The sequence below is a fragment of the Roseomonas sp. 18066 genome (assembly GCF_902706185.1).
Classification (GTDB): domain Bacteria; phylum Pseudomonadota; class Alphaproteobacteria; order Acetobacterales; family Acetobacteraceae; genus Pseudoroseomonas.
Map to the genome: position 1 here is coordinate 1 of NZ_CACSJM010000034.1, position 16,597 is coordinate 16,597.

The window sequence follows — 16,597 nt, forward strand, 5'->3', positions numbered from 1 at the left end:
GGGCGGGCTCCGGCGCAGGGGTTGGCGCCTCGGGCGTCATCGCCGGCGCCTCGGCAGGTGTCTCCGCGGGGGCCTGCACGGGCTCGGCCAGGCGCTCGGCGGCGGCGAGCCGCGGCGCCGCGATGGCGGCCAGGTGGAGCGGCGTCGCCCCTTCTTCCTGATGCAGCCCCTCGCGCTGCGGCTCATTGGCCGGCTCCACCGGCTCCGGCAGGGCGTCGGGCAACCCCTCCGGCATCCCTTCCGGCAGGGCATCGGTCAGCGCCGCCGGCATCCCGCCGGGCTCCCGCCCGCGCGGCGGCAGCATCATCTCGGCCAGCAGGAAGCTCGAGGGCCGCAGCATCTCCGGCGGCTCCTCCGCCGGCGCGTCGGGCACCGCGGCGGCGAGGGCGACCGGCGGCTCCGGCGCGGCCGCCGGGGGCTCGCGCTTGGCCAGCTCCTCGCTCAGCTCGAGGTCGAGCTTGTCGGCGGTGGCCAGCAGCCTGGCGATCTCCGCCTGCAGCGCCACCATGTCCTGCGGCGTGTCCGGCGCCGCCGCCGCGGGCGGTTGGAGGGCGGCCAGGCTGGCCAGGTTGGCCTGCACGGCCTGGCGGGCGGCGGCATCCTGCTCCAGCCAATGCGGCAGGTTGAGCAGCCCGAGCCCGCCCAGCCCCAGCAGCGCGGCCGAGCCGGTCAGGCTGATGGCCCGCACGGCCCAGCCGCGGCCTTCGCGTTCCAGCGGCGGCGGGCGGCGGTTTTCCACCGGGGCGGGCCTTTTGCCCGGTGCCGGCGCCTGGGGGAAGGGAGGCATGGTTCAGTCACCACCGGTTCATTCGGCGCGCGGTCCGACGGGACGGCGCCCCACAGTAACGAAGACCGCCGCGCTTTGTCGCGGGATGCGACATTCGAATTTCTCTCTGAGTAAATACCGTAAGGAGTTTTTCCTTTATCCAGAGGTATTCCTATAGAAGAAGTAGACGCTATGATTCGGAAGTAAAATCCACAACCTGTTTCTGCGGAGGGTCCTGGCGGCCGCCATCACGGGTTCCGGAGCGGCCGGGCCTCCCCCTGGGGTGACAACCGGGCGCCGGCGCGATATAAATGCGAACGCATCGCATTATCATCTCACCGCTCCGGAGACCGCGCTTCCGCGCTGGCCATGGCCCCCCCCGACCCCGAGGATGCCGCGACGCTGCCAGCCCCCGGCGGGATGCGATGGCGGGCGCTGGGCTGGATCGGCTCGGCGCTGCTGCATGGCGGCGCGCTGCTGCTGCTGCTGCCGCTGGCGGCGCCGAGCAGGATCGCCGGCCGCCCTCGCCATCCCCGCCGCCACCGCCAGCGGCGACCACGGCCGGCGGCGGCGCGCCGGAGGGGCTGTCGGCGGCCTACCAGGCGATGCTGCAGCGGATCCTGCGCCGGGCGCATCGCGTGCCGGAGGCGGCGCGCGACCGCGGCTTGGGCGGCACCGCGCTGGTGCAGGCGGTGATCGCGCGCGACGGCAGCGTGGTGCAGCACCGCCTGCTGCGCAGCAGCGGCGTCGCCCTGCTGGACGAGGAGGCGCTGGCGCTGCTGCGCCGGGTCTCGCCCTTCCCGGCGCTGCCCGACAGCTATGCCGGCGCCGAGGCGCGCATCACCGTGCCGGTCGAGTTCCGCATCCTGCGCTAGTAGACGTCGCGGCGGTAGCGGCCCTCGGCGGCGAGCGCGGCCAGGCTGGCCTCGCCCAGCAGGTCTTGCAGCACCGCCTGCACCCCGGCGCCCAGCCCGGCGCGGCTGCCGCAGACATAGATCACCGCGCCCTCGGCCAGCCAGGCGCGCAGCCGTGGCGCCTCGGCGGCCAGCGCATCCTGCACGTAGCGCGGCGCGCCGCCGTCGCGGGAGAAGGCCAGGTCCAGCCGGTCCAGGAAGCCTTCCGCCTGCCAGCCGGCCATCTCGTGGCGGTGGAAATGGCTGTGGGCGGAAAACCGCTCGCCGAAGATCAGCCATGTCCGGCGCTCGCCGGCGCGGCGCCGCGCCTTCAGATGGGCGCGCAGCCCGGCGAGCCCCGTGCCGGCGCCGAGCAGGATCGCCGGCCGCCCGGCCACCGCCTGGAAGCCCGGATTGGGCCGCAACGCCAGCCGCAGCCGGCCGCCCTCGGCCAAATGCCGGGTCAGCCAGCCGGAGCCCAGGCCGGGCTGCCCCTGGGCGTCGCGCGCCAGCCGCACCAGCAGCTCGAGGCGGCCCTCCTCGGGCAGGCTGGCGATCGAATAGTCGCGCCGTGGCAGCGGCGGCAAGGCGGCGGCCAGGGCCTCGGCGGGCAGGCCGACGAGCGGCGCCTGGTCCTCTGTCAGCCGCCGCGTCGCCAGGACGTCCGTCAGGTGCTGCCCGTCGGGCAGCCGCCATTGCGGCGACAGGTCGAGCCGCGCCAGCCAGGCGGCGACGCGGGCGGGCGGCAGGCAGGGCTGGATGCTGGCGATGTCGCCGGCCTGCCAGCGCGGCATCACGCCTTCCGGGGTCAGGCCCAGGTGATAGGCGGGGTTCTCAGGGTCGCCGGGGTTGAGCAGCCGGCGCTCGGCCAGGATCCAGGCGCTGTCCTCGGGGGCGGCACGCGGAACCGGCGTGGCGCCGGGCAGCAGCGCGGCGATGCGGGCCTGCCATTGCGACAGCGCCTGGTCGTCCTCGCGGTCCATCTCGATCGGTGCGAAGAGCGGCGTCGCCCCCTGCTGCCGCAGCCAGTGGTCCAGCCGCCGGCCGAAGGCGCAGAAGTCGCGGTAATCGCTGTCGCCCAAGGCCAGCAGCCCGAAGCGCAGGGCGGAAAGATCCGAGGTGCCGGCCATGGCGCCGCGCAGGAAGGGCAGGGCGGCGTCGGGCGCATCGCCCTCGCCGGTGGTGCTGGCCACCATCAGCAGCCTTTCGGCCGAGGCCAGCATCGCCGGCTGCAGCTGGCCGATCGGCGCCAGCGCCGCCTGCTGGCCGCCGGCGCGCAGCAGCGCCACGGTCTGCGCGGCGATGGCCTCGGCGCGGCCGCTCTGGCTGGCATGCACCACCAGCCAGGCGGCGGCGGCGGGGCTGGCCGCGCGCTGCCGGCGGCGCCAGCGCCAGGCCGCGTGGCCGCAGAAGGCGCCATAGGCCAGCACCACGCCGGCCGCCGAGAGCAGATGCGGCTCGATCATGCGGCCATCTCCCGCAGCGCGGGCGAGAGATGCTCGCGCAGACCATCGCCGGCGCGCTCGGTGAACAGCGCGGGGATGCGCAGCCGCGTCGCCAGCGCCAGGCCGGCGCGCAGCCCCAGCACGGTCAGCGCCGTGGCCCGGGCATCGGCGCGCATGGCGCTGGCATCGAGCACGCTGACCGAGGCCAGCTGCGGCCCCACCGGCCAGCCGCAGCGCGGATCCAGCGTGTGGCTGTATTCTTTGCCGTTGACCGTGAAGGCGCGGCGGCTGTCGCCGGAGGTGGCGACGGCCTGGTCGAGCAGCGCCAGGGTGAAGCCTTCCGCGCCATCCGGCCGTTCCAGCGCCACCCACCAGGGCGTGCCATCCGGCTTGACGCCCTGGCCGCGCAATTCGCCGCCGACCTCGACGAGGAAAGACGAGAAACCTTGGGCGGCGAGGTGGCGGGCGACGCGGTCGACGCCATGGCCCTTGCCGATGCCGCAGACATCGAGGCGCAGCCCGCCCGGCTGCAGCAGCCGCCCGGCCGCGTCGAAGCGCAGCCGCCCGCCACAGGCCCGCGCCATGGCCAGCAGCGTGCCCTCCGGCAGGCCGGGCGGCACCGGGCGATGGCAAAACCCCCAGAGCTCCGCCAAAGCGCCGATGGACAGGTCGAAGGCGCCGCCGCTTTCCATCGCCACCTGCTGGCCACAACGAAGAACCTCGGCGAGGCCCTCGGGCAGCGCGTGCCAGCTGCCGCCGGCCGCGTCGTTGAAACGGCTGAGCGCCGAGGCGGGCGCCCAGGCGCTCATCTCGGTGACCACCGCGTCCAGCGTGTCCTGCACGCCCTGCCGCAGCGCGGCCTCCGGCGTGTCGCCGGGATCGATCAGATGCACCGACCAGCCCGTGCCCATGCTGCGCCCGGCCAGCCGCCGCAGCGCGCCGCGCGGCGGCACCGGCGGGCGGGCGGGCCGCGGGATCAGCAGGCGCTGCATGGCCGCATCAGCGCCGGGCGCTGACCGCCACGACGCCGAGCTCGCTGCTGCCCGAGGCGCTGCTGGCCTGGTCGCGTGGCGGCCATTGGAAGGGCACGCGCACCAGCTCGCGCCCGCCGGATTCCCGCGCCACCTCGACCGCCAGGCGGTATTCGCCGGGGGCCAGGTCGCGCAGGGCGGCGTTGCCCGCGGTGATCTCGTGCCGGCCGGGGGCGCGGGTCGGGCCGCTGATGCCCTCGGCGGGGAGGCGCATCTCGCGGCCGCTGCGGCGCCACCAGGTGCGGAGGTCGCGCAGCCAGCCCTGGCCACGCTCCTCGCGCAGCTTGGTGTCGTACCAGACGGCGACGGTGGAAAGCGGCGCCTGGTCCGGCGTCTCGATCCAGGCGGCGAGATAGGGGCGGTGGTATTCTGCGACGGTCAGCCGCGGCAGCTCGACGCTGACGCGGAGCTCGGCGGCCTGGGCGGTGCCGGCCAGCACCAGGCCGGCGGCGAGAACGGGTGAGGCTGCGCGCATCGGCGCTACTCCCTAGTGGATGAACAGGATGACGATCAGCAGCGGCACCACCAGGCCGAGCCCGACCAGCGGCCAGGTCGAGGGCCGGTTGCCGGCATAGAGATGCAGCAGCCACAGCCCGGTGACGCAGAAGACCAGGCAGGCGACGGCGAAGACATCGAGGAACAGCGACCAGACCGGCCCGGCATGCCGCCCCTTGTGCAGGTCGTTCAGCAGCGCGACCGGGCCGCGCGTGGTCAGCTCATGCGTGACCGCGCCGGTCTCGCGCTCGATCGCCAGCCAGGCGTCGCCGCCGGGGCGGGGCAGGCTGACATGCAGCTCGTCGGCGCTCCATTCGGCGGCGGTGCCGGCCGCGATGCGCACGCCCATCGTGCGGCGGATCCAGTCGCGCACAGCCTCGGGCAGCGGCGCCTCGCCCTCGGTGTCGGTCGCGGCCAGCTGCGCGCGCAAGGCTTCGGGCAGCTGCGCGCGGGTCTCGGTGACGCGCAGCTGCGCCGGCAGGTCGCCGGCATGGTTCAGCGTGAAGCCGGTGACGGCGAAAAGCAGCATGCCGACCAGGCAGATCGCCGAGCTGATCCAGTGCCAGCGCCGCAGCTGCCGCAGCCAGAAACCGCGTTTCTCCGTGGCTTGACCTGGGGCCTGCATCGTCGTGGTCATCGTCGCAGGCCCAGGCTTCATCGCCTCACGGATGGCTGCGCGCGGTCTCGTGGTCGGCGGCCGAGATGCTGCCGTCATTGTTGGTGTCCGTCCGCGTGAAGGTGCGGTTGGCCACGGCCAGGTATTCCTCGCGGCTGATCGACAGGTCGCGGTCGCGATCGATCGATTCGAAGCGGCGGCTGGCCTGGGTGATCTGGCGCTCGAAACGCTCGTCCAGCGGCTTGCCGGCATATTCGGCGACCAGGCGGGTGCGGTACTCGGCGACATATTCCGCTTCCGACAGCTTGCCGTCGCGGTTGGTGTCGCTGCGCTCGAACTGCGCCGCGCGGATCGCGTCGTATTCGGCGCGGCTGACCACGCCGTCGCGGTTGGTGTCGTATTGCGCGAAGAAGTTCTCGCGGAAGCGCTGGCGGGCGGCCTGGATCTGCTCCGGCGTCATTGTCGGGCGCTCGGCCTCGGCGGCCGGCGCGGCGGCAGCGGCGGGCGCGGCCGTGGTGGTGGCGGGCGGCGCCGGGTCGGGCATCGCGCAGGCCGGCAGCAGGGCGAGGAGCAGGAAGGGGAGGCGGCGGAGCATGGCGGATCCTCAGGCTGAAGCACGACCGTGCAATGTGACGAAGCCTTTAGGTCAATCGATAATGATTCTCAAGTGCATGCGGTGGCGATTTCCGCGCGGCGCCCGGCCGACCGTCCCGCAGCCTGTTGAAGCTTTCATTTGAGAACAGAGACTTGCTGCCTCGGTGCCCCGCGCGGGCTCGCCGCCCTGCCACCGGCCGTGCCGAAAAATGGCAATCGGCAGCGTGACGGTATATTGCGAATGAGTCGCAGTATCATTAAGGGAGGCCGCACCGGCTCCGCCCAAGGCGGCCAGGACCGGCTGCAAAAAGGTCACCTGACATGCCAGCACCGCACCCGACCATCCTGCGCCACATGCTGACCACGACGGCGCTCTGCGCCCTCGGCGTCGCGCCCGCCCTGGCGCAGGATGCGGGGGTGCAGCTGGCGCCCGTCGCCGCCGAGGCCTCGGCCGCCGACGCGCCCTACCAGACGCCGGCCGCTGTCAGCCGCGTGGCGCCCGAGGATCTCCGCGAAGGCGCCGACACCAACCGGCTGCTCGACATGGTCCCGGGCGCGGCGCTCGGCGGCTATGCCTCGCAGCCCGGCGTCGCGGTGAACATCCGCGGCTTCGAAGGCGTCGGCCGCGTCAACATGATGGTCGAGGGCGTGCGGCAGAATTTCCGCCCCGCCGGGCATGAGGGCGGGTCCTTCGCCTATATCGACCCGAGCTTCCTGGGCGGCATCGACATCGAGCGCGGCGCGGTGACCGGGCCGGGCGGCATGGGCGCGCTGGTCGGCGCGGTCAATTTCCGGCTGCTCGACGTCGAGGACATCCTGCGCCCCGGCCGCACGGTCGGCGGGCGGGCCCAGGCGATGACCGGCACCAATGGCTATCGCTGGAATTCCAGCCTGGTCAGCGCCGCGCGGCTGGGCAATGGCGTCAGCATCCTGGGCGGCATCAGCGGGCGGGAGAACGGCAACTTCAGGAATGGCGACGGCCAGGAGGTCGAGCATACCGGCCAGGCGCTGCGCTCCGGCCTGTTCCGGCTGAACTGGGAGCCCGACGGCGAGCACAGGTTCTCGTTCCTGGGCAATATCTACGCCAATGAATTCACGTCCAATTACTACAACCAGACCATCCAGTCGAACCTGGCCAAGATCTCCTACCGCTACAACCCGGCGGCCAATCCGCTGGTCGACCTCAATGTCTCCGCCTCCTGGAACCAGGTGCGGATGATGAACCACCTGACCGAGCTCGGCACCGTCTCCGCCACCGCCACCGGCCGGCGCATCATCAACGAGGCCTATGAGGTGGGGCTGTCCAACACCAGCCGCTTCACTTTGGGCGAGGTGGGCGTCGCCTGGGACTACGGCGCGCAATATGCGACCGACGACACCGAGACGCGGCGCGGCGGCGTCAACGGCAATGGCCGGCTCAGCATCGCCGGGGCCTATTCAAATGCGGGCTTCACCCTCGGCCGGCTGAGCTTCGTGCAAGGCCTGCGCTACGACCATTACGAGAACGACGCCGAGGGCTATGCCACCACCGCCTATGGCGCGGTGCCGGTGACCGGGCCCTTCCATGCCGATCGCAGCGAAGGCCGGGTCAGCCCGAAATTCACCCTGGCCTACCAGCTGCTCGACTGGCTGCAGCCCTATGTCAGCTATGGCTGGGCCTTCCGCCCGCCGACCATTTCCGAGACCATGTATTCCGGCCCGCACAGCGTCGGCGGCACCTCGACCTTCTATCCCAACCCGTATCTCGGCGCCGAGCGGTCGCGCGGCTGGGAGCTCGGCCTGAACCTGCTGCGGCGCGACGTGCTGATGGCCGATGACCGCCTGCGCATGAAGGTCGCCTACTATGACAACGACGTCGAGGATCTGGTCAACACGGTCACCGTGCGCGGCACCAACCCGACCACCAATCGTGCCGTCTCCTACTATTTCTACGACAATGTCCCGGGCACCAGCCGGGTCAGCGGCATCGAGGTCGAGGGTGGCTACGACATGGGCCTGGCCTATGTGAACCTCGCCTATAACGGCGCCAGCATCAAATACCCGGATGGCGCCGACCACAGCTACACGCCGCGCAGCAGCGTCACCCTCGATGCCGGCATCCGCCTGCTCGACCGTCGGGTGACGCTGGGCGGCAAGCTCCGCCGCATCGGCGCCACGCAGACCTACAGCACCACCGGCACCAGCACGCCGCTCGCCGCCTATACGACGGTCGACCTCTATGGCAGCTGGCGGGCGATGGAGAACCTCAACCTCTTCGCCAGCGCCACCAATGTCGGCAATACCAGCTTCACCGTGCCGACGGCGGAGACCATCGGCGGCGGCCGCGGCCGCACCATCATCGGCGGCCTCACTTTCACGTTCTGATGCGCGACACCCCGCCGATCTTCCAGCTGCTGGAGCGGCTCCAGGGCGACCGCCCCTGGGGCAGCATGCTCGATGCCGGCACCGGCGCGCGCTCGGCGCGCTGGATGGCGGGGCTGCCGACGACGCGCTGGACGGCGGTCTCCGCCGATCCGGCGATGCTGGCGGAGACGCGGGCGGCGCTCGGCCCGCTGCGCGCCGCCGACCGGCTGCTGGCCGGCAACTGGTCGGACGCTGCTTTCCTGGCCGGCGAGCGGCATGACACGGTGCTGGCGGAATATCTGCTCGGCGCCGTGCAGCCCTATGCGCCCGGGCTGCAGCCGCGGCTTTTCGCCCGGCTGCGGCCGCTGGTCGGGCAGCGGCTCTATGTCATCGGCCTCGACCCCTATGCCGGGGGGCAGGGGGGCAGCGCCGACGACCGGCTGCTGCGCGCCATCGGCCGTTTCCGCGACGGCTGCCTGCGCCGCGCCGGGCTGGTGCCCTATCGCGAATACCCGGCCGAATGGGTGCTGGCGCGGCTGGGCGAGGCGGGGATGGCGGTGCGCTTCGCCCGCCGCTTTCCCAATCTCTACGACGCGCGCTGGGTCGGGATGCAGCTGTCCAGCGCCGCCGAGGCGCTGCAGGGCCGCGCGCCCGCCTGCGTCGTCGCGCGGATGGCGGCCGAGGCGGAAACGCTGCGGGCGCGGGCCGCCGCGCATGGCGTCCTGCGCAGCGGCGCCGACTATGTCATCATGGCGGAACCCGCCTAGCCGGGCTTCGACCCGGCCAGGGCGGCGCGCAGCCGGGCGATGCGCTTCGGGTCGCGCGCGGCCACCGCCAGCACGGCGACGGCGCCATCCAGCGTCGCCGCCAGGGCGGCGGCGAAATCCGCGCCGCCCATTTCCCGCCGCGCCAGCTGGTCCAGCAGGAAGCCGGTGCGCTCGCCCTCGGCGGTGCGCTCGACGGTCAGCACCTGCATGGCCCAGCCTTCGACCCGGGGCAGCGCCGCCAGCGCCGCCTGGCGCAGCGCGGCGCGCAGGTCGGCATCGGGCGCCAGGCGGTACACCTGGCCGAGGTCGCGGAGGCTCTCGCGGTAGAGCCGGACGCGCAGCGCGCGGGACGGGGCATCGATCATGCGGCGCAGCTTGCCATGCGGCGCCGTGCCAGGGAACCGGCGCCCGGTTTTCGCGCTGGACGCGGCGGCGCGCCGGCATTAGGAAATGATCGTTTCCTAATCCGGCGAGGAACCCCATGCCGCCCCCCGGGACCCGTCCCCGCCTCGGCCGCCCGCGCGCCTTCGACGCGGCGCGGGCGCTGGACCAGGCCATCGCGCTGTTCAGCACGGCGGGGTTTTCCGCGACCTCGATCGCGGCGCTGACCCAGGCCACCGGGCTGGCGGCAGGCAGCCTCTACAAGGCCTATGGCGACAAGGAAGGCCTCTTCGCTGCGGCGTTGCAACGCTACCTCGCGCTGCGCGACGACCGCCTGGCGGCGCTGATGGCCACGGCGCCGGACGGGCGCGCGCGCATCGCGGCGCTGCTGCGGCTCTATGCCGGGCTCAGCCAGGGCGAGGCCGGCGCCCGCGGCTGCCTGGTGGTCTCGGGCATCACCGAGCTCGACCAGCCCGGCGTGCCGGCCGCCGTGCTGCGCGCCACCCTGGCGCGGCGCCACGCCATGCTGGCCGCGCTCGTCGCCGAGGGCCAGCGCGACGGCTCCATCGCCACGGCCGAGCCGCCGGACGGTGTCGCCGACCTGCTGCTGGCGCTGCTGCAGGGCATGCGCGTGGTCGGCAAGGGCGGCTGTTTCCCGGCCCAGGCCGAAGACTTCGTCCGCCGCGCGCTGCGGCTGCTCGACTGAGGGGGGATCGGCGGCATGACAGGGCTGGCGCATCGGAGGGTGGCGGTGGCCGGGGTGCGGCTGCATGTGGCGGAGGCCGGGCAGGGGCCGCCGGTGCTGCTGCTGCCCGGCTGGCCGCAGAGCTGGCTCGCCTGGCGCCATGTCGTGCCCCTGCTGGTCGCGGCGGGGCGGCGGGTGGTGGTGCTCGACCCGCGCGGGCTGGGCGACAGCGACAGGCCGGAGGGCGGCTACGACCTCGACACCGTCGCCGGCGAGATCCACGGCTTCCTGGCGCAGGAGGGGCTGCTGGGCCTCGACATCGTCTCGCATGATGTCGGCTCCTGGATCGCCTATGCCCTGGCCGCCGGTCATCCGGCAGCCGTGCATCGGCTGGTGCTCAGCGAGATGACGATGCAGACCGCCGGCGTGGCGCGGCCGGTCCCGGACGAGGCGGCCAATATCGCCGGCTGGCATTTCGGCTTCAACCGCCTGCACGGCCTGCCGGAGGCGCTGGTGGCGGGGCGGGAGCGGCTGTTCCTCGACTGGATGTTCGACAACAAGGCGGCGCGGCCGGCGGCGATCGACGAGGCGGCGCGGGCGCATTACGAAGGCTGCTTCGCGCGGCCCGGCGCGGCGCGGGCCGGCTTCGACTATTACCGCGCCCTGCTCAGCCCCGCGGGGCTGGCCCGCATGGCCGAGCGCCTGGCGGTGCCGCTGCCCATGCCGGTGCTGGCCATCGGCGCCGAGGGCGGCGTGCGCGGCCGCCTGGCCGACAGCCTGCAGGGCGCGGCGCCGCGCCTCAGCAGCCTGGTGCTGCCCGGCGGCCACTACCTGCCCGAGGAAGCGCCGGAGGCCTTCGCCGCGGCGGTGCTCGCCTTCTGGCGCGACACCGTCGATGCCTAGCCGGCCCGGCGCTACCGGGCCAGGGCGTCGTCCAGCCGGCCCGGCGCTACCGGGCCAGGGCGCCCGTCCAGCCGGCCCGCGCTACCGGGCCGGGGCGCCGTTGCGCCAGACCGCCTCGATGCTGCGGCTGTTGGTGATGTCGACCGTCGGGTCGGCGCGCAGCACGATGAAATCGGCGCGGTAGCCGGGCGCCAGCCGGCCGCGGTCGGGCAGCCGCATCACCTCCGCCCCGGCGCGGGTCGCGGCGGTGAGCGCCTCGACCGGAGAGAAGCCGGCGGCGACGAAATGCGCCAGCTCCAGATGCTCGGCCACGCCCGGGATGCGCAGCGGCGTGGCGCCGGAATCGGTGCCCAGCGCGACCTTCACCCCGGCCGCCCGCACCGCGCGCAGATTGGCGATATTGGTCTGCACCTGCTGCCGCTGCCCCTCCGCCCGGCCCAGCGCCGCGCGGCGCCATTCGGGGTCGCGGAAGCGCGCCTGCAGCGCCGGGCTCATCGCATCGCGGAAGAAGGGCTGCTCGAGCCATTCCGGATGCTCGGCATAGATGTATTCGGCCTCGTTCAGGTTGACCGTCGGGATGTACCAGACGCCGCGCTGGCGCATCGCCGCCAGCAGCGCGGCATCGACCGGGCGGTCGCGCACGCCATGGCCGATGACGTCGACGCCGGCGGCCACCGCGCCCTTGGCGTCGACCAGGTCGTGGATATGCGCCGCCGCGCGCAGCCCGCGGGCATGCGCCTGGTCGATCGCCGCGCGATAGACGGCCGGCGGCAGCTTCGGCGCCTGGTGGTTCAGGTCGTCGATCCAGACCTTGACCATGTCGATGCCGGCATCGGCCATGGCATCGACCGCGGCGCGCGCCTCGGCGGGGGTGCGGGGCCGGGCGACCTGGTCGGGCTCGGGGTTCATCGCCGGCGGCGGCGCGCCGCCATCGGCCATGCCGACGCCGGGCCCGGCGCCATAGAGGTCGGCGCCGCCATGCCGGCCGTCGCGCCATTCGCGGCGCAATTCATGGAATAGCGGCCGGTTCATCCCCAGCGCATTGACCGCGACGACGCCATAGCGCTGGAACTGCGCCAGGTCGCGCGCCACGGTCTCGCGGGTGTAGAAGCGGCCGCCGAAATCGGTGCCGCTGACCATGCCGACATGCGAATGCGCGGCGATCAGCCCGGGCATCAGGTGGCGGCCGGCCAGGTCGACCCGGCGGGCGCCCTCGGGGATGGCCAAGCTGTCCTGGGTGCCGGCGGCCAGGATGCGGCCGTCGCGGATCACCAGCCGCGGGCGGTCGACCACCCGCTCGCCATCGAACAGACGGGCGGCATCGACGACGGTGGTGGCCGGCGCTTCGGCGCTGGGCTCCGCCATCGGGCCTGCGGTGCAGGCGGCGAGGCCCGCGGTGGCCAGCAGCACGGCCCTCCTGCGGGAGAAGATTCCCGTGGAAAACATCATCACGCATCCTCCGGATTTTTGTTCTTCGAAGGAGATGATATCGGATGGCCGGATTTTAACCAGCGGATGTCACGCCCGCCGCCGGCGCGTCACAGCCCCAGGCTGAGCTGCCCCGGCGCCGGCTGCGCGGGGCCGCCGCGCAGGAAGATGTCCGGCAGGAAACGCTCCGGCAGGGCCGCGAGCTCGAGCAGCAGGCTGTCCACCGCCTCGCTCACCTGCTCCCGCGGCAGGGACGGGCAGATGGCGCGCAGATAGCCGCGGCCCTCGCTGCGGGCGTCGCGCAGGCTGGAGCCGGCGCGCAGCGCCTGGTTGATGGCGGACCTGACGCGGACAGCGGTGACCGGGTCGATCAGCGTGGTGCGAATGAGATCGTGTTTCACGGGAACAAATTAAGAACATCTTGCCGGGCGGTGTCCAGCTAATTCATGGCGCCTAGGTCACGGACTCATAATGCCGCAGCCATAGCCTTGACCCGACAAGGTGTAGGGCAGCGAGGTAGTTGCGCGAGAGCTTGTCGAAGCGTGTGGCGATGCGTCGGAAGTGCTTCATTCGATTGAAGAAGCGTTCGACGAGATTGCGCTCTCGATAAAGCTCGGGCGGTACCGATCTCTGGTGCTTCCGGTCTCGCTGGGTCGGGATGTGGGCCTGCCCGCCGCGCGCGGCGACGAGATCCAGGATGGCCCGGGCGTCGTAGCCGCGGTCGGCGACCAGGTCCCGGCCCGGCTGCAAGTGCTCGATGAGGGCCGGTGCAGCGGCCTTGTCGGAAGCCTGGCCCGGCGAGACCAGCAGCACCAGCGGCAGGCCGGCCCCGTCGACGGCCGCGTGGATTTTGGTGGTCAGTCCTCCACGAGAACGGCCAATGGCGTGATCCGAGCCCCCTTTTGACCCCCTGCGGCATGCTGATGGGCGCGCACGATCGAACTGTCGATCAATTGCAGCGACTGCGGCGAGCTGGCCGCCAGCATCTCGAAGATCCGCAGCCAGACACCAGCGCGCGCCCAACGGTTGTAGCGATTATAGACCGTCGTATAGGGACCATAGCGCTCCGGCAGGTCACGCCAGGGCGAGCCGGTGCGCAGGATATAGAAAATCCCGTTCAGCACCCGCCGGTCATCAACCCGAGGCACGCCCCGTGGCTTGTTCGGCAGCAGCGGGGCAATGATCGACCACTCGCTCTCGGTCAGGTCGAACCGGGCCATCTGACGCTCCTCACCATCTGGAGCTTTGAATCAGGGCACGCCGAACACCGCAAGCTTTATGAGTTCACTACCTAGCTCTTTGTTTGATCGCGTGATTCAGGTTTTTCGGTGATTCCACCTCAAGCCATCACGCTCTAGCCCTCCGCGCGGGCCAGCCAGCGCAGGCTGCGCCGGCCGGGCAGGAAGAAATAGCCGCCGCCGCGCAGGCGGACGAAATCGGCGAAGCGGCGGATGGTCAGCGGCCCCTCGGGCGTCGGCACGGTCAGCCGGGCGCTGCGGCCGCCGCGCGACAGCACCGCATCCACCTCGTTCTCCAGCCCGTGGAATTGCGGCGCCATGGCCCAGCTCTGCTGGATGAACTCGAACTGCCGCTCGATATCCAGGTTCAGGCACATGAAATAGAGGCCCGGGCCATGCGCCCCGGCACCGCCGCCGGCGGCGGCGAAGGCGCGGCCGCGGCGCAGGATGCGGTGCCGGTTGGTGATGGACAGCTGCTCGCGCGAGCCGGGGGCGAAGGAATCGCGCGGATTGGTCCGCCGCACATGCGCGCCGAAGGGGCAGCGCAGCCCCATCGGGTCCTCGGCGCCGAGCAGGAAGTCATTGTCCATCGGCACGTTCTTCTTGCGGTTGTCCCAGCCGGTGCCGGGCTCGGTCGGGTGGCGCACCAGCGAGGTGCCGTCCTGCCAGCGGCCGACCATCTTGGCGCCGATCCAGCAGGCGCGCTGCGCCGGGTCCAGCCCGGGCGGCAGGCCGGCGCGGCCCTCGAGCTCGATGGCGGCCCGGGCCATGAAGCCTTCGAAGGCGGCGACGTCCTGCTCCAGCTGGCGCACCACCAGGAAGCTGCCGTTGCGGCCGAAATCGCGCTCGGCCGTGGCGCTGCCGGGCTGGAAGCTCGGCAGCAGCAGCCCGTCGGAATGGCGCTGCTCGCGCACCGGCAGGATGGCGCCGGGATCCTCGGCCGCGGCCATGCCCGGCGACAGCGGCAGCCCGCCACGGTTGTCGGGATAGCCGTAGAGGAACTCGCCGGGCTCGACGGCATGGATCTCGTCGGCATCGCGCATCCAGCGCCGGGTGCCGCGCACGATCGGCTGCGAGACGCCGTCGACGAAGCCGAAGGGCTCGCGCATCGGCCCGCCATCCGGCGCGGCGGGCGGCGCCAGCTGCAGCTGGTGCAGCAGCCGGCCGCCCTGCAGCGCCAGCGCCGTGGTGGCCTCGGCGATGGCCGCGGCCAGGGCGGCGGCATCCTCGGCATAGAGGTTCAGCACCGCATCGGGGACGGGGTCGGCGCCCCAGAGCCAGTCGGCCGGCCCGTCATCGCCGGTGTCGGACAGGATATGGGCGCGCACCGGATGCGCCATGCCCTGGCGGAAGGCCTGCGGGAACTGCGCCAGCGTCGCCGGCGGCAGGCCGAGCTTCTGCAGCCCGCCGGCGGCGAGGCCGAGCTGCTGCACGGTGCCGACCGGCAGCTCCTCGCCATAGGTGATGCGCGGCTCCAGCGCGCGCAGCCAGGCGCGGGCGGCGGCGGGCTCGGCCGGCAGGGCCAGGACCAGGCTGGCCGCGGCCGGCTGGCGCTTCAGCCCGCCATAGAAGATCGACTGCACCTCGCCGCTTTCGATGATGCCGGCGGGGCGGGCGCTGGAGCCGAGCAGGCTGAACCAGGCGGCGGCCTCGTCCTCGGTGGCCGCCGTCAGCAGCCCGTGGCGGATCGCCGCATTGGCGCGGATGCGGGCGGTGGTCAGGCGGGGATAGGCGGAATACCAGAAGCGGGTCGGGCGCTGCTGGCGGCGGGCCCAGCGCTTGAAGCGGTCGCCGTCGGTGGCGCCCTTCTGGAACAGGTTCTCGGTCGCCGGGAAGCCGGCGGTGTTGCTCCAGACGCCGGTCAGGCCATTGGCGGCCTTGGTGATGAAATCCTCCAGGTAGCTTTCCCAGCTGCCGCCGAAATTGGAGAAGAACAGCAGCCGGTCGGTGCCGGGCAGCAGCACCCAGCGGGCGAAATGGATGGTGCCGATCTCGCCCAGGAAGCCCGGGCGGAAATGCCGGGCCACCATCAGCCCGATGACGCGGAAGGCCAGGCGCAGCGTCAGCTTCCTGAACCATCCGGCCTGCATCACCGAAATGCCGGCCAGGTGGTTCTGCAGCGCGCGGTTCTCATGCGCGGTGACCTGCTCCAGCACGCCGGCCTCGGGCAGGCTGTCATCGGCGGTATTGGCGCGCTCGCTGCGGCGCAGGCGGAGGAACAGCCAGGCGAGCAGCCCGGCCAGGGCCAGCACCCCCACCGCCGCGGCGGCGACCAGCGTGGCGAAGCCCAGCGCCGCGCCGCCCGCCTTGCCGGCCAGCCAGCCGGCCAGCAGCACCAGCAGCCCGAGCGGCAGCAGCACCGGCCAGAGGAAGCTCCAGGCAGCGGCCAGCACCAGCCCCGCCATCCCGTCCTGCATCCCCGAGGCGCGGGGCAGCGGCGTCACCGGCTCGACCTGGCGCATGCCGGCGAGCTCGGGCGGCAGCTCGGCGCCGAAGACGCGGTCGCGCAGCTGGCGCAGCCGGGCCAAAGGCGTGGCGCCGGGGATGGCGCCCTCGTCCATCACGCCGCGCAGCCGGCGCGTCAGCTGGTGCTCGTCGAGGATGCGGGCGGCCGACATGCCCGGGGTGCCGCAGAAATCGAGGCCCGGCACCTCGAACAGCCCGGCGCCGGTGCGGATGCGGTGCCGGGCCAGCAGGTCGTGCAGGGCGCCGCGCTGCAACCCGGCGGCGTCGAGGATCAGCGCCATCTCGGCGGCCAGCAGATCGGTCAGGATGCGCGGCGCCGCGCCCTCGCTGTCATCGACCGAGATCTCGATGACCAGGTGGGCGGGCTTGCCGCGGTCGCCGGGCACGGTGGTGATGCTGAGGAAATGCAGCCCCTGGCGGCGCAGCACGTCGCGCAGCGGGCCGCGGTCCAGCAGGCGCTGGCCCAGCACCTCCAGCCGGTCGTCGACGGCGGCCAGATGCGCGGCGTCGAAAGGCACGCCGTAGGTCAGCATGAACTGCCGCATG

The 16,597-nt window shown here is 72.8% G+C and carries 15 protein-coding genes and 1 pseudogene; 5 read left to right on the forward strand and 11 right to left on the reverse strand.

Features of this window, described 5'->3' with window-relative positions:
• Positions 1–739, reverse strand: a pseudogene (locus tag GVN67_RS09340) (hypothetical protein); the annotation flags it as partial.
• Positions 740–1,191: 452 nt separating this feature from the next.
• On the opposite strand from GVN67_RS09340, the gene GVN67_RS09345 reads away from it, so the two are divergent.
• Positions 1,192–1,641, forward strand: coding sequence for a TonB family protein (locus GVN67_RS09345; protein WP_235035206.1), 450 nt, complete (start codon positions 1,192–1,194; stop codon positions 1,639–1,641).
• On the opposite strand, the gene GVN67_RS09350 is transcribed toward GVN67_RS09345, so the two are convergent.
• Genes GVN67_RS09350 through GVN67_RS09370 form a run of 5 tightly spaced genes read right to left on the reverse strand, consistent with a single transcriptional unit; the run spans position 1,638 to position 5,841 of the window.
• Positions 1,638–3,125 (reverse strand): flavodoxin domain-containing protein, encoded by a 1,488-nt coding sequence (locus GVN67_RS09350; protein ID WP_159995109.1) that lies wholly within the window; start codon positions 3,123–3,125, stop codon positions 1,638–1,640. The genes GVN67_RS09345 and GVN67_RS09350 overlap by 4 nt on opposite strands.
• Positions 3,122–4,096: an FAD:protein FMN transferase gene (locus GVN67_RS09355; RefSeq protein ID WP_159995111.1), complete on the reverse strand. Its 975-nt coding sequence runs from the start codon at positions 4,094–4,096 to the stop codon at positions 3,122–3,124. Before GVN67_RS09355 ends, GVN67_RS09350 begins: the two co-directional genes overlap by 4 nt.
• Positions 4,097–4,103: 7 nt before the next feature.
• Complete coding sequence (locus GVN67_RS09360; protein ID WP_159995113.1) at positions 4,104–4,610, reverse strand: DUF2271 domain-containing protein; 507 nt, start codon at positions 4,608–4,610, stop codon at positions 4,104–4,106.
• A gap of 12 nt (positions 4,611–4,622) precedes the next feature.
• Complete coding sequence (locus GVN67_RS09365; RefSeq protein ID WP_159995115.1) at positions 4,623–5,267, reverse strand: PepSY-associated TM helix domain-containing protein; 645 nt, start codon at positions 5,265–5,267, stop codon at positions 4,623–4,625.
• A gap of 25 nt (positions 5,268–5,292) precedes the next feature.
• A complete protein-coding gene (locus tag GVN67_RS09370) occupies positions 5,293–5,841 on the reverse strand; it encodes an EF-hand domain-containing protein (protein ID WP_159995117.1) in 549 nt (182 codons plus the stop codon).
• A 320-nt stretch (positions 5,842–6,161) separates the two neighbouring features.
• Between GVN67_RS09370 and GVN67_RS09375 the strand changes: the two genes are divergently transcribed.
• Positions 6,162–8,204 (forward strand): TonB-dependent receptor domain-containing protein, encoded by a 2,043-nt coding sequence (locus tag GVN67_RS09375; protein WP_159995119.1) that lies wholly within the window; start codon positions 6,162–6,164, stop codon positions 8,202–8,204.
• Complete coding sequence (locus GVN67_RS09380; protein WP_159995121.1) at positions 8,204–8,950, forward strand: class I SAM-dependent methyltransferase; 747 nt, start codon at positions 8,204–8,206, stop codon at positions 8,948–8,950. Before GVN67_RS09375 ends, GVN67_RS09380 begins: the two co-directional genes overlap by 1 nt.
• Here the strand turns inward: GVN67_RS09380 and GVN67_RS09385 are convergent.
• Positions 8,947–9,315 (reverse strand): hypothetical protein, encoded by a 369-nt coding sequence (locus GVN67_RS09385; protein WP_159995123.1) that lies wholly within the window; start codon positions 9,313–9,315, stop codon positions 8,947–8,949. The two genes, GVN67_RS09380 and GVN67_RS09385, sit on opposite strands and share 4 nt — an antisense overlap.
• Before the next feature lie 116 nt (positions 9,316–9,431).
• On the opposite strand from GVN67_RS09385, the gene GVN67_RS09390 reads away from it, so the two are divergent.
• Complete coding sequence (locus GVN67_RS09390; RefSeq protein WP_159995125.1) at positions 9,432–10,037, forward strand: TetR/AcrR family transcriptional regulator; 606 nt, start codon at positions 9,432–9,434, stop codon at positions 10,035–10,037.
• Positions 10,038–10,052: 15 nt separating this feature from the next.
• Positions 10,053–10,919, forward strand: a complete 867-nt coding sequence (locus tag GVN67_RS09395; RefSeq protein ID WP_159995127.1) for an alpha/beta fold hydrolase — start codon at positions 10,053–10,055, stop codon at positions 10,917–10,919.
• Positions 10,920–11,000: 81 nt separating this feature from the next.
• On the opposite strand, the gene GVN67_RS09400 is transcribed toward GVN67_RS09395, so the two are convergent.
• From GVN67_RS09400 to GVN67_RS09415, 4 genes are all read right to left on the reverse strand, one after another.
• On the reverse strand, positions 11,001–12,329 hold the full coding sequence (locus GVN67_RS09400) for an amidohydrolase family protein (RefSeq protein WP_200845198.1): 1,329 nt from the start codon (positions 12,327–12,329) through the stop codon (positions 11,001–11,003).
• 128 nt (positions 12,330–12,457) lie between these two features.
• Positions 12,458–12,748, reverse strand: a complete 291-nt coding sequence (locus GVN67_RS09405; RefSeq protein WP_159995131.1) for a hypothetical protein — start codon at positions 12,746–12,748, stop codon at positions 12,458–12,460.
• A 52-nt stretch (positions 12,749–12,800) separates the two neighbouring features.
• Positions 12,801–13,567 (reverse strand): IS5 family transposase gene (locus GVN67_RS09410; protein WP_159995133.1). Its coding sequence is split into 2 segments (ribosomal slippage): positions 12,801–13,258 and positions 13,258–13,567, totalling 768 coding nucleotides; the frame shifts between segments, so codons are not numbered across the junction.
• Between the two features lie 134 nt (positions 13,568–13,701).
• Complete coding sequence (locus tag GVN67_RS09415) at positions 13,702–16,596, reverse strand: hypothetical protein (RefSeq protein WP_159995135.1); 2,895 nt, start codon at positions 16,594–16,596, stop codon at positions 13,702–13,704.
• Position 16,597: the final 1 nt, after the last annotated feature.

Excerpts from the sequence above, each read along its gene's own strand:
- GVN67_RS09345 (WP_235035206.1), top strand. The coding sequence starts at position 1,192 with ATGGCGGGCGCTGGGCTGGATCGGCTCGGCGCTGCTGCATGGCGGCGC.
- GVN67_RS09350 (WP_159995109.1), bottom strand. The coding sequence starts at position 3,125 with ATGATCGAGCCGCATCTGCTCTCGGCGGCCGGCGTGGTGCTGGCCTAT.
- GVN67_RS09355 (WP_159995111.1), bottom strand. The coding sequence starts at position 4,096 with ATGCAGCGCCTGCTGATCCCGCGGCCCGCCCGCCCGCCGGTGCCGCCG.
- GVN67_RS09360 (WP_159995113.1), bottom strand. The coding sequence starts at position 4,610 with ATGCGCGCAGCCTCACCCGTTCTCGCCGCCGGCCTGGTGCTGGCCGGC.
- GVN67_RS09365 (WP_159995115.1), bottom strand. The coding sequence starts at position 5,267 with ATGACCACGACGATGCAGGCCCCAGGTCAAGCCACGGAGAAACGCGGT.
- GVN67_RS09370 (WP_159995117.1), bottom strand. The coding sequence starts at position 5,841 with ATGCTCCGCCGCCTCCCCTTCCTGCTCCTCGCCCTGCTGCCGGCCTGC.
- GVN67_RS09375 (WP_159995119.1), top strand. The coding sequence starts at position 6,162 with ATGCCAGCACCGCACCCGACCATCCTGCGCCACATGCTGACCACGACG.
- GVN67_RS09380 (WP_159995121.1), top strand. The coding sequence starts at position 8,204 with ATGCGCGACACCCCGCCGATCTTCCAGCTGCTGGAGCGGCTCCAGGGC.
- GVN67_RS09385 (WP_159995123.1), bottom strand. The coding sequence starts at position 9,315 with ATGATCGATGCCCCGTCCCGCGCGCTGCGCGTCCGGCTCTACCGCGAG.
- GVN67_RS09390 (WP_159995125.1), top strand. The coding sequence starts at position 9,432 with ATGCCGCCCCCCGGGACCCGTCCCCGCCTCGGCCGCCCGCGCGCCTTC.
- GVN67_RS09395 (WP_159995127.1), top strand. The coding sequence starts at position 10,053 with ATGACAGGGCTGGCGCATCGGAGGGTGGCGGTGGCCGGGGTGCGGCTG.
- GVN67_RS09415 (WP_159995135.1), bottom strand. The coding sequence starts at position 16,596 with ATGCGGCAGTTCATGCTGACCTACGGCGTGCCTTTCGACGCCGCGCAT.